This is a genomic window from Pseudomonas sp. MF6396, from assembly GCF_002018915.1.
GTDB lineage: Bacteria > Pseudomonadota > Gammaproteobacteria > Pseudomonadales > Pseudomonadaceae > Aquipseudomonas > Aquipseudomonas palmensis.
The window spans coordinates 37,183-50,955 of record NZ_MVOK01000013.1; the positions used below are offsets into that span (position 1 = coordinate 37,183).

General features: G+C 66.2%; 10 protein-coding genes. 5 read left to right on the forward strand and 5 right to left on the reverse strand.

All coding sequences use genetic code 11. From position 1 onward, the window contains the following. Positions 1–22: 22 nt before the first annotated feature. The 3 genes from MF6396_RS14905 to xthA all read right to left on the reverse strand — a co-directional run bounded on the left by MF6396_RS14905 (position 23) and on the right by xthA (position 3,390). Positions 23–1,021, reverse strand: coding sequence for a TerC family protein (locus tag MF6396_RS14905; RefSeq protein ID WP_078480753.1), 999 nt, complete (start codon positions 1,019–1,021; stop codon positions 23–25). A 160-nt stretch (positions 1,022–1,181) separates the two neighbouring features. Next, entirely contained in the window at positions 1,182–2,492 is a 1,311-nt protein-coding gene (locus MF6396_RS14910; RefSeq protein WP_078480754.1) for a substrate-binding domain-containing protein, read from the reverse strand. A gap of 85 nt (positions 2,493–2,577) precedes the next feature. After that, entirely contained in the window at positions 2,578–3,390 is an 813-nt protein-coding gene (gene xthA / locus MF6396_RS14915; RefSeq protein WP_043860884.1) for an exodeoxyribonuclease III, read from the reverse strand. A 148-nt stretch (positions 3,391–3,538) separates the two neighbouring features. Here xthA and MF6396_RS14920 point away from each other — a divergent pair, with 148 nt between their 5' ends. The 3 genes from MF6396_RS14920 to MF6396_RS14930 all read left to right on the forward strand — a co-directional run bounded on the left by MF6396_RS14920 (position 3,539) and on the right by MF6396_RS14930 (position 9,675). After that, positions 3,539–4,189, forward strand: a complete 651-nt coding sequence (locus tag MF6396_RS14920) for a GNAT family N-acetyltransferase (protein WP_043860883.1) — start codon at positions 3,539–3,541, stop codon at positions 4,187–4,189. Between the two features lie 66 nt (positions 4,190–4,255). Continuing rightward, on the forward strand, positions 4,256–5,995 hold the full coding sequence (locus tag MF6396_RS14925; protein WP_078480755.1) for an autotransporter assembly complex protein TamA: 1,740 nt from the start codon (positions 4,256–4,258) through the stop codon (positions 5,993–5,995). Then, a complete protein-coding gene (locus MF6396_RS14930; RefSeq protein WP_443217207.1) occupies positions 5,992–9,675 on the forward strand; it encodes a translocation/assembly module TamB domain-containing protein in 3,684 nt (1,227 codons plus the stop codon). The genes MF6396_RS14925 and MF6396_RS14930 overlap by 4 nt, the downstream gene beginning before the upstream one ends. A 79-nt stretch (positions 9,676–9,754) precedes the next feature. Here the strand turns inward: MF6396_RS14930 and MF6396_RS14935 are convergent, their stop codons facing one another. Beyond that, on the reverse strand, positions 9,755–10,135 hold the full coding sequence (locus MF6396_RS14935; protein WP_043860880.1) for a Mor transcription activator family protein: 381 nt from the start codon (positions 10,133–10,135) through the stop codon (positions 9,755–9,757). Between the two features lie 455 nt (positions 10,136–10,590). On the opposite strand from MF6396_RS14935, the gene MF6396_RS14940 reads away from it, so the two are divergent. After that, the gene (locus MF6396_RS14940) at positions 10,591–10,779 is read left to right on the forward strand and encodes a hypothetical protein (protein ID WP_043860879.1); all 189 of its coding nucleotides are present in this window, start codon (positions 10,591–10,593) and stop codon (positions 10,777–10,779) included. A 40-nt stretch (positions 10,780–10,819) separates the two neighbouring features. On the opposite strand, the gene MF6396_RS14945 is transcribed toward MF6396_RS14940, so the two are convergent. Continuing rightward, positions 10,820–11,206, reverse strand: coding sequence for a fe2+ zn2+ uptake regulation protein (locus tag MF6396_RS14945; protein WP_088515161.1), 387 nt, complete (start codon positions 11,204–11,206; stop codon positions 10,820–10,822). Between the two features lie 208 nt (positions 11,207–11,414). Here MF6396_RS14945 and pvdQ point away from each other — a divergent pair, with 208 nt between their 5' ends. Beyond that, on the forward strand, positions 11,415–13,736 hold the full coding sequence (gene pvdQ, locus MF6396_RS14950) for a bifunctional acylase PvdQ (protein WP_338013427.1): 2,322 nt from the start codon (positions 11,415–11,417) through the stop codon (positions 13,734–13,736). Positions 13,737–13,773 lie beyond the last annotated feature (37 nt).

Here is a 13,773-nt window from a genome sequence, read left to right on the forward strand (position 1 = left end):
GTATTCGACACGCTGCCCGAGGCTACTCCACCCGTTTCACCTCCTCGGCCGCCGTTCGTGTCTTGAACAGCGACAGCAGCACGCCACCGGCCAGCAGCCCGAACGTCACGCACAGCGACAGCAGCGGCGGCACCTTGCCGATCAGGCCGTGGGCGAAGATCTTGCCGCCTATGAATATCAGCACCAGCGCCAGGGCGTACTTGAGGTAAACGAAGCGGTGCACCAGCGCCGCCAGGGCGAAGTACAGCGCACGCAGGCCCAGGATGGCGAAGATGTTGGAGGTGTACACGATGAAGGGGTCCTGGGTGATCGCCAGGATGGCCGGCACGCTGTCTACCGCGAACACCAGGTCGGCCAGCTCGATCAGCACCAGGGCCAGGAACAGCGGCGTGGCGTACAGCAGTGCCCTGGGCTGGCCAGCCGGCTTGAGGCGCACGAAGAAGCGCGCCCCATGCAGGTCATCGGTCACGCGCATGTGCCGGCGCACGAACCTGATCACCGGGTTGTGTGCCAGGTCCGGGTGCGTTTCGTGGCGGGTGAACAGCATCTTGAGGCCGGTAAACAGCAAGAATGCGCCGAACAGGTACAGTATCCAGTCGAATTCCTGCACCAGCGCACTGCCCAGGCCGATCATCAGGGCGCGCAGCACCACCACGCCCAGAATGCCCCAGAACAGCACGCGATGCTGGTAGCGGCGCGGGATGCCGAAAAAGCCGAAGATCATCGCCATGACGAACACGTTGTCCATCGACAGCGACTGCTCCACCAGCAGCCCGGTGTAGAACTCCAGCGCGCTCTGCGCACCCAGCTCCAGCCACACCCAGCCACCGAACAGCAGCCCCACGCTGAAGTAGGCCGAGTACAGCAGCAGGCTTTCGCGCATTTCGATGTCGTGCGGGCGACGGTGCAGCACGCCAAGGTCCAGGACCAGCAGAGCCACCACCAGGGTGATGAACACCAGCCACAGCCACACGGCCGTGCCCAGGAAGTCGTCGAAGAGAAATAACGGCAGAGCGCTCATGAGCCCCTCCTTGTCGTCGTAGTTGTATGAAAACAACTGTGACTCCGACATGGCGGCGATCAGCCGTCAGAGGGGCCCGGTGTCACTGAGCCAAAGCCTAGCTCGCCTCTGGAAAGGGTGAGGGGGGAGGCTGTTACAAATGGTTTCCCGGGTGGGTGGGTCAGTAGACCCAGACTTCCACGCGGCGATTGCGGATTCGGCCTTCTTCGGCGGCATTGGTCGCCACTGGCATCTGACCGCCCAGGCCCGTCACTTCGCGCAGGTTCACCCCTTCGCGCACCAGTTCGCGGCGTACCGCCATGGCTCGCAGCCGCGAGAGCAGGGCGGCGCGGTCGGGGTCGTCCTTGGCGTCGCCGAACCCCACCAGCACCACGCTGTGCTGCAGCTTCTGGTGTTCGCGCAGGTACGCCAGCACGCGCTGCACATCGCGCAGCGCCTTGTTGTCGAGGCTGGCGCTGCCTTCCTGGAAGCGGAAATTGACATTCAGGCGCCTGGCGTTGGCGATCAACTGGCGGTACTGCGCCGGCATGCCCGGCAAGGCCTGTACCTGGACCGGCCGCACCTGCTGTGCGACGAACCCGCTGCTGGCCACGATGGCCTGGCCCGCTGCGCTCTGGGCGAACTCCACCAGGGCATTGGCCAGCGGGTTGCGCTGGGCGGGCGGCAGGTACAGGTACAGTCGCCGCGACAGCGGGTAGTCTTCGCTGGCCACCAGGGCGGGGGTCGGCAGCATGGCCTGGGAGGTGCCGTCGACGATGGCCAGCACCTTGGCCCCGTGCACCGACGCCAGGCTGCTGAAACCGATGGCCTGGCGGTCGGCACTGACCTCGTCGGCCAACTGCTCGCCGGACTCGAAACGCCTGGCTTGGCTGGCCAGCGAATACTGCTGGGCGTCCAGCACCAGGGCCTTGAAGGTGTCGAAGGTGCCCGAGCGGTCATCGCGGGCGTAGAGGTGGATCGGCCCGCTGCCGGCGCCCAGTTCATCCCAGGTGGTGATGCGGCCGGCGAAGATCTGCGCCAGTTGCGTGGTGCTCAGCTGGGGCAGCGGGTTGTCCGGGTGCACGATGACGGCCACGCCATCGAGGGCGATGACCTGTTCGGCGTCGGCACTTTTCAGGTCGCCCAGCGCGTGCAGCGCCTGCTGCTCGCTGTCGTTGATCGGGCGTGAGGTGGCCGCCAGGTCGGCGTCGCCGCTTTTGAGCGCGGCAAAGCCGGTGCTCGAGCCATGGGCGGCAATGCTCACGCGCAGTGTCTGGCCCTGTGGCGAAACCCCCTGCACCCACACCTCGTTGGGCCGTGCCCCGGGCAGGGTCTGGATCGACCGGGCGCCCTGGGCCTGCAGCAGGCCGCGTACCAGCGCGGGGCCGAGCACGCTGCCCACGGTATTGGAGCCTTGCAGGCGCAGGCTGGCCGGCTCGGCGCAGCACAGCGCCGGCAGCAGGCCAAGCAGCAGACAGAAAGATCGCAACATTGCCGGGGGTGCTCTGCACTCAAGATGGTGAGCGCAGATTAAGACAGATCGATGACAGTCCAATGACTGCCATCGAGCGCATGACTCAGTTCAGTTCCAGCCAGATCGGCGCATGGTCGGAGGGTTTCTCCATGGCGCGCAACTCGTAGTCGACCCCGGCGGCCTTGATGCGCGGCAGCAGTGCCTGGGAGGTCAGGATCAGGTCGATGCGCAGCCCGCGCTTGGGCTCGTCCTCGAAGCCGCGGCTGCGGTAGTCGAACCAGCTGAAGCGGTCGGCCACTTCCGGGTGCAGATGGCGGAAGCTGTCGGTCAGGCCCCAGTTCTTCAGGCGCGCCATCCACTCGCGCTCTTCGGGCAGGAAGCTGCACTTGCCGGTCTTCAGCCAGCGCTTGGCATTGTCGGGGCCGATGCCGATGTCGCAGTCCTCGGGCGAGATGTTCACATCGCCCATCACCACCAGTGGCTGGTCGTTCTGGAATCGGGATTCGAGCAGGGCCTGCAGGTCTTCGTAGAAGCGCTGCTTGGCCGGGAACTTGGTGGGGTGGTCACGGCTTTCGCCCTGGGGGAAGTAGCCGTTCATGATGGTGATGGGGTTGCCGTGCTCGTCGGCGAAGGTGCCCCAGATGAAACGCCGCTGCGCGTCCTCTTCATCGGTGCTGAAGCCCTTGACCAGGCTCAGCGGCGCCTGGCGCGACAGCAGGGCGACACCGTAGTGGCCCTTCTGCCCGTGAAAGTGCACGTGGTAGCCCAGCGCCTGCACCTCGGCCAGCGGGAACTGCTCGTCGGACACCTTGGTTTCCTGCAGGCCGATCACGTCCGGCTGGTGCTTTTCGATCAGCGCGGCCAGTTGATGGGGGCGGGCGCGCAGGCCATTGATGTTGAACGAGACGATCTTCATGGGGGGCGCAATCCTGAGCAAATCGGGAATGCTAGCCGATGGCGCCCGGCGTGTCAGCACGCGTGGCGTCCTGGCCTATAGTCAAAGGGAACGTTGGCCAGCGCGCACTACTCAGAAAGAGGCATTGAAGCCCACCAGGAGAGTCACCATGTCCGATACCCCTGCCGTACCGGCCGAAGTTCGTCAGCTCGACAGCGGCTACAGCCGTGAGGCGCGCTCGCTGCTGTACCAGGCCTACCGGCATGAGCCGACCTTCCGCTACCTGTTCGAGGCCGATCGCCCCGGCTACGACCATCGCGTGCGCGCCACGGTACGCGAGCTGGTGCGTCAGCATTTCTTTCAGGACCTGCCGGCGCTGGGCCTGCTGGTGCAGGACCGGCTGATCGGCATCGCCCTGATCGCCCCGCCGCAGCGGCGCCTGGGCATCACCGAGAGCTGGGCGTGGCGCCTGCGCATGCTGCTGAGCGCCGGCCTGCGCTGTACCCGGCGCTACCTGGACTACCAGGCCGCGGTCATGGCCTGTGTGCCGGGCGACGCGGTGCATGTGCTGCCGCTCCTGGGCATTCACCCGCAGTTCCAGGGACATCACTATGGCGAACAGTTGCTGCTGGCGCTGCATGACTGGTGCGCCGAGGACGAACAGTCCGAAGGGGTGGTACTGAATACCGGCAATGACCACTACCTCGAGTTCTACAAGCGACAGGGCTACCTGGAAATCGGTGAAATTGCTGTAGGACCAATCCGCGAGCATGTGTTTTTTCATCCCAATCCCCAGCGTTTGCGCCAGGCACAGGCCTGAAGGGGTGGTGTATCAGACCGTCGGCGAGCTGCGGGCAACCGCCAAGCTCTGGTAGCATCCGCGCCTATGACGTATTCAGGACGATTCACCTGCGGGTTGATTTTATGGGTTGCCAGCTGCGCGGTGTACGCACAGAGCGAGCTGGTAGTACGCATCAAGCCCGCCAACAACGAGCTCAAGGCCAACGTCGAAGGCTATATCGGCAGCCTTGGCACCCGCGATGAAGAAGCGCTGCTGCGCTTCAGCCGCGGCGCCGTGGAGCAGGCCAGAAAAGCCGCCCAGGCTCTGGGCTACTACCAGGCGCAGATCGACAGCCAGGTCAAACCTTCGCCCAAGGCCGACAAGGGCCCGCAACTGGTGCTCAGCATCGAGCCGGGCGAGCCGGTGCGCCTGCGCGAGGTGACCGTGCGCGTCGAGGGCCCGGCCAGCGAGATGACGGCCTTCCGGGTTCCTTCGAGCAAGGCGCTGCGGCCTGGGGCAGTGCTCAACCATGGCAACTACGAGGACGCCAAGCGGCTGATCCAGAACCAGGCCTCGCGCTACGGTTTCTTCAGCGGGCATTTCCTGCGCCAGCGCCTGGCGGTCGACCCGGCGGCGGGTGTGGCGGATATCGAGCTGGTGTACGACAGCGGCCCGCGTTACCAGCTGGGCAAGGTCCGCTTCGAAGGCGACGCGCCGTTCGACGAGAGCCTGCTGCAACGCATGGTGCCCTTCAAGCAAGGCACCCCCTACGACTCCGAACTGATCGCCGAACTGAACAACGCGCTGCAATCGAGCGGCTACTTCGAAGGCGTGCGGGTCGACGCTGCGCCCACTGCCGCCGTGGCGCAGAGCATCCCGGTAGAGGTGCAACTGCAAACCCGCAAGCCCCGCACCATGGGCCTGGGCCTGGGCTTTTCGACCGACGTCGGGCCGCGCGGCAAGGCCAACTGGACCCGCCACTGGGTCAACCCGCAAGGCCACAGCTATGGCCTGGAAACCGAGCTTTCGGCGCCGCGCCAGAACGTCGGCCTGTGGTACGACATACCGCTCGACCCGCCGTTGACCGACAAGCTGCGCTTTGCCGGCGGCTACCAGAACGAAGAGATCGCCGGCACCGACAGCCTCAGCAAACTGCTCACCGTGGGCCCGGAATGGCACAGCAAGCTGCCCAGCGGCTGGCAGCGCGTGGTATCGCTCAAGTGGCAGCGCGAAGAGTACCGTCTGGGTGATGATTCGGGTTTGAGCACCCTGCTGATGCCGGGTGTGAGCTACAGCTACCTGCGCAGCGACAACCGCATCGACCCGCACAACGGCTACCGCTTGCAGTTCGACGCGCAGGTGGCCAAGGAAGGGCTGCTGTCCGACACCAACCTGCTGCATGGCAACGTGCTGCTCAAGGGCCTGACCACCGTGGCGCAGAACCACCGCTTCCTGGGCCGGGTGCAGTTCGGCGGCAGCGCCACCAACGGCTACAAGTCGGTGCCCCCCTCGCTGCGCTTCTTTGCCGGTGGCGACCAGAGCGTGCGTGGCTACGACTACCAGACCCTTTCACCCAAGAACGCCGATGGCGACCGTATCGGCGGGCGCTACCTGGTGGCCGCCAGTGCCGAGTACCAGTACTCGATCGCCGAGAAGTGGCGCCTGGCGACCTTCGTCGACCAGGGCAACTCGTTCAACAGCCTGGAGCTTCCCAGCCGCAAGACCGGCGTCGGCTTCGGTGTACGCTGGGTGTCGCCGGTCGGCCCGCTGCGGCTCGACCTGGCCAAGGCGCTGGACGATGACGGCGGCATACGTTTGCACTTTTCCATGGGGCCCGAGTTGTGAGCAAGGTGTTGAAACGCGGCGGGCTGGCCCTGCTGGCCCTGCTGGCGCTGCTGGTCGTGCTGGTGCTGGCCGTGGGTATCCTGCTGGGTACCCAGGCCGGCAGCCGCTGGGCCTTGAGCCTGGTGCCGGGCTTGCAGCTGGACAATTTTCAGGGCCGCCTTGGCGGGCAATGGCAGGCCGATCGGCTGATCTGGCAGCAGGGCGAGGACCGGGTCGAAGTGCTTGCACCGGTGTTTGCCTGGTCGCCCGGCTGCCTGTTGCGCATGACCTTGTGCATCGACCAGCTGCGCGCCGGGCAGGTCAACCTGGACTTCGCCCCCAGCGAGGCAGCGCCCGACAGCGGCCCGCTGCAGTTGCCCAGCCTCCAGTTGCCAGTGGCGATCGAACTGGGCGAAGTACAGGTCGGCCAGTTGCATCTGGACGGCAGCGAGCAGTTGAGCCAGTTGCAACTGGCTGCGCACTGGACCGCCCAGGGCCTGCAGATCGACAGCCTGAACCTGCAACGCGAAGACCTCAGCCTGAACCTCAGCGGCCTGCTGCAACCGGTGGGTGACTGGCCGTTGCAGCTGCAGGGTCAGGTGCAACTGCCGGCCATCGACGACCAGCCCTGGCAACTGGCGGTGCATGTAAAAGGCGAGCTGCAGAAAAGCCTCGACCTGCAGGCCGACAGCAGCGGCTACCTGCAAGGGCGCCTGGCGGGTCAATTGCAGCCCCTGGCCGAGCACCTGCCGGCCCAGGTACGCCTGAGCGCCACCGGCTTCAAGCCATCGGCCGGATTGCCGGACACCCTGCAGTTCGAACAGCTGGAACTCAGTGCCTATGGCGACCTGGCAAAAGGTTACCAACTGGTGGGCGCCGGTCGCCTGCCGGCCGAGCAGGGGCCGATCAGCCTGAGCCTGCGTGGCCGGGTGGATGCCAAGGGCGCCCAGATCGCCGCCCTGGACCTGAGCGCCGCCGCGCAGCAGCGTGTCACGCTCAGCGCCACTGCCGACTGGCAGAGCGGTCTGGTTGCCGATGCCAGCATCGACTGGCTGGACTTCCCGTGGCTGCGCCTGTACCCGCTGGACGAGGCTCCGCAGGTCACGCTGCGGCGCCTGAACGCCAAGGTCAACTACCGCGACGGCAACTACCAGGGCGATTTCAGTGGCGACCTGGACGGGCCGGCAGGTGCCTTCAAGGTCAGCAGCCCGTTCAAGGGCGACCTGGGCCAGGTCAGCCTGCCACAGCTGGCCCTTGAAGCCGGCCAGGGCAAGGTGGCCGGCAGCGTCGCCGTGCAGTTTGCCGAGGGCGTGGCGTGGGACGCGGCACTGGAATTGTCGGCGCTCAACCCGGCGTACTGGCTGGCCGAGCTGCCGGGCACCCTGGCGGGCCCGCTGCGCAGCAAGGGCGAACTCAAGGGCGACACGCTGCGCCTGAATGCCGACCTGGACCTCAAGGGGCGATTGCGCGGCCAGCCCGCCGTGCTGCAGGCCAAGGCCGACGGTGCAGGCGAGAACTGGACCCTGGGCACCTTGCTGATCCAGCTGGGGGACAACAAGATCAACGGCAGCGCCAGTGTGCAGCAACGCCTGGCGGGTCAGCTTGACCTCAACCTGCCGCGCCTGGGCCAGCTGTGGCCGCAACTGCAAGGCCAGCTCAAGGGCCGGCTTGATGTGGCCGGTACGCTCAAGGCGCCGCAGGGGCAACTGACCTTGCAGGGCCAGCAACTGGGCCAGGCCGAAAACCGCGTGCAACGCCTTGAGCTGGACGCCCGGCTGGACAGCGCCCCGCGTGCCCTGATCGACCTGCAGGCCGGGTCGATCCGCCTGGGCGAAACCAACCTGGGCACCCTGACCGCCAAAGGCCAGGGCGACATTGGCAAGCAGCAATTGCAACTGGCCCTCGATGGGCCGCAACTCAAGCTCGACCTGGGCCTGGACGGTCAGCTCGACAAGGGCAACTGGCGCGGACGCCTGGCCAGCGGCCAGGTGCAGGCGGGCGGGCAGGACTGGCAGCTGCAGGCACCGGCCAGGTTGCAGCGCCTGGCCAATGGGCAGGTGGATTTCGGCGCCCATTGCTGGCGCTCCGGGCAGGCCAGCCTGTGTGGTGAAGACCAGCGCCTGATGCCCGACCCGCGCCTGCGCTACCACCTCAAGCAATTCCCGCTGCAAAGCCTGGCACAGTGGTTGCCCAAGGACTTCGCCTGGCAGGGCATGCTCAATGCCGACATCAACCTCGACCTGCCGGCCAGCGGGCCCAAGGGGTCGATCGTGGTAGACGCCAGTGGCGGCACCTTGCGGGTGCGGGAAAAGGATCGATGGCTGGACTTCCCGTACCAGGCGCTGCGCCTGAACAGCACCCTGGGCCCGCGCCGCGTGGACACGCGCCTGGAGTTCGTGGGCGGGCGCCTGGGCGAGCTGACCCTGTCGGCGCGTATCGACCCACTGGCGCGCAACAAGCCGCTGAGCGGAGACTTCCGCCTGAGCGGGCTGGACCTGTCGGTGGGCCGGCCGTTCGCGCCGATGGTCGAGCGCCTGGCTGGCCAGCTCAACGGCAGCGGACAGATCACCGGTACGCTGCTGGCGCCCCAGGTCAACGGCAACCTGACGCTGAGCAATGGCGAAGTGTCGGGTGCCGAGTTGCCCATCAGCCTCAGCGACCTCAGCCTGCGGGCACAGATCGCAGGCGAGCAGGTGCAACTGGGCGGCGAGTGGAAGAGCGGCCCGGTCGGCCAGGGCCGCCTGAGTGGCCAGATCGGCTGGGCCCAGGGCCTGGCGGTGGAGTTGCAACTGCAGGGGCAGCGCCTGCCGGTCACCGTCGAACCCTACGCCAACCTGGAGGTGGCTCCGGACCTGAAGATCCACATGATCGGCGAAAAGCTCGCGGTCACCGGCAAGGTGCTGGTGCCCAAGGGCAAGATCACCGTGCGCGAACTGCCGCCTTCGACCGTCAAGGTGTCGGATGACACGGTCATCATCGGCCACCAGACCGAGCAGGGCAAGGCGCCGATGGCCGTGGCCATGGACATCGACGTGGAGGTGGGGCAGGACAAGCTGGCATTCAGCGGCTTCGGCCTGACCGCCAACCTGCTGGGGCGCGTGCACATTGGCGACAACCTCGATACCCGTGGCGAGCTCAGCCTGGCCGATGGGCGCTACCGCGCCTATGGCCAGCGCCTGACCATCCGCCGTGCGCGGCTGCTGTTTGCCGGGCCGATCGACCAGCCCTACCTGGACATCGAGGCCATTCGCCAGACCGACGACGTGATTGCCGGCATCCGCCTCAGCGGCAGCGCCGAACAGCCCACCACCCAGGTGTTTTCCGAGCCGGCGATGAGCCAGGAGCAGGCCTTGTCGTACCTGGTGCTGGGGCGTCCGCTGGGCAATACCGGCGAAGACAACAACATGCTGGCGGAGGCGGCCCTGGGCCTGGGCCTGGCGGGCAGCGCGGGGATTACCGGCAGCCTGGCATCGAGCCTGGGCATCGAGGACTTCCAGCTCGACACCCAGGGCAGCGGCGACAACACCAGCGTGGTGGCCAGCGGCAAGCTGACCGAGCGCCTGAGCCTGCGCTACGGCGTAGGGGTGTTCGAGCCGGCCAACACCATCGCCTTGCGCTACCTGCTCAGCAAGAAGGTCTACCTGGAGGCTGCCAGCGGTATCGCCAGCTCGCTGGATATCTTCTACAAGCGCGACTTCTGATACGGCCCGTCAAGGGCTGCGTACACAACAACGCCAGGCGCGACCGCTCGCGCCTGGCGTTGTTGTGTGCAGGGTGTGTCTAGCGCGTGTGCGCTTCCTGGCGCCGGATGTTGCCGATCTGGCGCAGGCTCAACCCGTACTTGTCGGCCAGCACGCTGCGTGACTGGCCATTGGAGCTTTCCTGCTGGATCTGCTGGTTGCGCAGCTGGCGATTGAAGTGGTCGGCCTTGGGAATCTCCAGCGCCATGCCGGCGTAGCGCTTGATCAATGCATCCAGCGCTTCGGTTGGCAGGATCTCGGCCAGCGTGGTGCGCTCGCGGTGCTTGGGAATGTACTTGGGGCGGCCGCCGTAGATGGTGGTCAGGCGGTAGGCATGCTCCAGCCCGATGCATTCGATGAGCATCTGCAGTGACTGGGGCAGTTGTTCGATGTCGATCTTGTTCAGGTCACACAGTTCCATGATGACTTCCTTGTTGGCGGTATGAGCGAAGGGGCCACTTCATCGGGTGCCGTCCGTGCCTGAGCATCCTTGCCAGGTGCGGCGCGCCCCACGTCGACAGCGTTGAACTGCCAAGTGGCCTGAAGGAATTCTCGGTCAACCGCCAAGGGGAGATCTAGGCAGCAAGCGGGTCAGGGGAGGTAGTCTTTCCGTACACATTGCGTGAGGAAGTCGGTGGTCTGTTGTAGGAACCAGCGGCGCCAGGGAGGGCGTGGCCGCGTGTCTGCGGCGAGCCTGCTCCAGTGCTGTGGTTCAGGTTGCTCAACCCTGAACGCAGGGCACGGGCACACCTGGCGGATGATTTCAGGTTGTCGCGTCGGGAAAAACCGGGAAACATCCTCCTGCGTGACGTGGCGTTGTATCATGGCCGCCGGCCGCAGTAGGGCCCTCAAACCCGTTGTCGTAAGGATTTTTCAATGACTCAAGCTCAACGCCTGAAATACTCGATCCTGGTTGCCCTGGTGGTGCTGGCAATCATGCTGGGCGGCTCGTACCTGCAGAACGCCGGCGTGATCAGCGAAAAGGTGTTCCAGTACATTGCCATCGGCGTAGCCGTATTGGCCGTGATCGTGAACGGCATCATGCGGCGCAAGGTCAAGTTCTGACCGCTTGCGAGGCTGCGGCCGGCGTCACCCGGCCGTTGGCCTAGCGTGAAACCGGCTGTTCCAGCACCGCGCGAGCCTCGGGGTTGAGGCTGTAGCACTTGTCGCTGCCCAGGCTGATCACACCTTCGACGCACAGGCGCTTGAGCACTTCGCGAACGCTCAGGAACGACAGCGGAATATCCAGCTGCTCGAGCTGGCTGTGCACCCCGCGCACCCCGATACTGCGCCCCTCTCTGGCGGCCGCGTGCAGCGCATCGATGACCTTCAGCCGGATCAGGCTGGTGCGCAGGCCGAATGCCTTGAGCAGTTCGCGGATATGTTCGTTGCCGGCGCGGTCCGGTTCAGCCGCTTCGGGCTTTTCCGGCAGCGGCGCGTGGGCTTTGCGTCTGAAACGCAGCGGTGTGATTGGCTGTTGCTGGTTGTACATGTGAAAACTCCCTTTCCCGAGCCTGTCCAGTTTGCGTGTGGTGCTCTCACTCTATAAGACGAACGAGCGCGGCAAATCTGCATCGGCAAGGCAAAAAATATTGCCTTTATGTAGAGAGAGACGAACGAGCGGCGCAAAAGCGGTAAATTTTCATGATGAAATTCGTCTAGTCAGGATGTTCGTTCACCCTGATGCTGCCGGAGTCCGCGTGTCTGCCAATCGCTCGATCCCCTCGTTCTGCCTGACGGCCCTGCTGGTTGCTCTGAGTTGTTCAGCCCACGCCCGCGAGGCGCCGCCGGGCGAGGCCCGGGCCGAGATCCGCCGCACCAGCTTCGGTGTGCCGCACATCGTGGCCCGCGATGAGCGTGGCCTGGGCTATGGCATCGGGTATGCCTACGCGCAGGACAACCTGTGCCTGCTGGCCAACGAAGTGGTGACCGTCAACGGTGAGCGCTCGCGGTTCTTCGGGCCGCAGGCGCTGACCCTGGAGCAGCGTGAAAACCTGGCCAGCGACGTGTTTTTCACCTGGCTGAACACGCCGGCGGCGGTGTCTGCGTACTGGCAGGCGCAACCGGCGCCGATCCGTTCATTGCTCGAAGGCTACGCGCTGGGCTACAACCGCGCGCTGGCCGAGCGCACTGCCCAGGGCCTGCCTGCCCAGTGCCAGCAGGCCGAGTGGCTGCGCCCCATCACCGCCCTGGACCTGGTCAAGCTGACCCGTCGCCTGCTGGTCGAGGGTGGGGCCGGGCAGTTCGTCGAAGCCGTGGCCGGTGCCGTGCCCCCCGGTGCAGCGGCGGGGTTGCCGGCTGCGGCCTTCAGTGTGGCCCAGGCGCGCCAGGCCAACTTTGCGCTTGAGCGCGGCAGCAACGCGGTGGCGATAGGGCACGAGCGTTCGGCCAATGGCCGTGGCCTGTTGCTGGCCAACCCGCATTTCCCGTGGGTGGGTGGCATGCGCTTCTACCAGATGCAGTTGAGCATCCCCGGCAAGCTGAACGTGATGGGCGCCGCGTTGCCCGGCCTGCCGCTGATCAATATCGGTTTCAACCGGCATCTGGCCTGGACGCACACCGTCGACACCTCCCGGCACTTCACCTTGCACCGCTTGCAACTGGACCCGAAAGACTCGACCCGCTACCTGCTCGACGGCGTGTCCACCCCCATGACCCGCCAGCCGGTGAGCGTGTCGGTCAAGGCTGAGGACGGCCAGCAGCAGGTGGTCACCCGCGAGCTGTACGGCACGATCTATGGCCCGCTGGTACAGTGGCCCGGGCGGCTGGACTGGACCGGGCAGGTGGCCTTCAGCCTGCGTGATGCCAACCTGGGCAACACCCGCGTGCTGCAGCAGTGGTACAGCATGAACCAGGCCGACAGCCTGCAGGCCCTGCAGCAGTCGGTGCAGCGCCTGCAGGGCATACCCTGGGTCAACACCCTGGCAGTGGATGCCAGCGGGCAGGCGTTGTACCTGAACCAGTCGGTGGTGCCCTATGTGGATGCGCCGCTGCTGGCGCAGTGCAGCGACCCGGCGGCGGGCCTGGAACTGATCGTGCTCGACGGTTCGCGCAGCGCCTGCAACTGGAAGGTCGATGCGCGAGCGGCGCAGCCCGGTATCTTCCCCGCGCAACTGCAGCCCAGCCTGCTGCGTGGCGATTTCGTACAGCACTCCAACGATTCGGCCTGGATGGTCAACCCGGCGCAGCCGCTGCGCGGCTACTCGCCGATCATCAGCCGCGAAGACGTGCCCCTGGGCCCGCGCAGCCGCTTTGCCCTGCAGCGGTTGAACCGCCCCGGCAAGATCAGCGCGCAGGACCTGCACCACATGGTCATGGACGACAAGGTGTACCTGGCCGAGCTGGCGCTGCCCGACCTGCTGCAGTGGTGCAAGGGCGCGACGGCCGATCCGCAGCTCAAGGCCGTTTGCGACAGCCTGGAGGCGTGGGATGGCAAGGCCGGCCTGGCCAGTGGCATCGGCCTGGTGCACTTCCAGAACATCCTGCAGGCGTTGCAGGAGCACGGTGAGTTCTGGCGCGTGGCATTCGATCCGGCCGACCCCCAGCACACCCCACGCGGCCTTGCGCTGGAGCGTGCCGAGGTGGCCAGGGCCGTGCGTGCGGCGGCATTGGCGTCGCAGGCGCAGGTGGCCGAGGCCGGGCTGAGTGCGAATGTGCAGTGGGGGCAGATCCAGCAGGCGGGCGACGGCACGCCGATGCATGGCGGGCCGTCGAGCCTTGGGGTGTACAACGCCATGCAGAGCGTGCCGGGCGAGGGGGGCAAGCGCACCGTGATCAGCGGCACCAGTTACCTGCAGGTGGTCAGTTTCGATGACAAGGGGCCGCACGCGCAGGGGCTGCTGGCGTTTTCCCAGTCCAGCGAGGCGGGGTCGGTGCATGCCAGTGACCAGACCCGTGCGTTCTCGGCCGGGCACTGGCACACCATTCCATTCACCGAGGCGCAGATCAAGGCGGACCCGCAGTATCAGGTGCAGGTGATACGTGAGACGGATACTGCAGCTGTAGCCAGCAGCCCACGTTGAGCGTCGGCTGCATCGCGGGTCAAGCCCGCTCCCACCA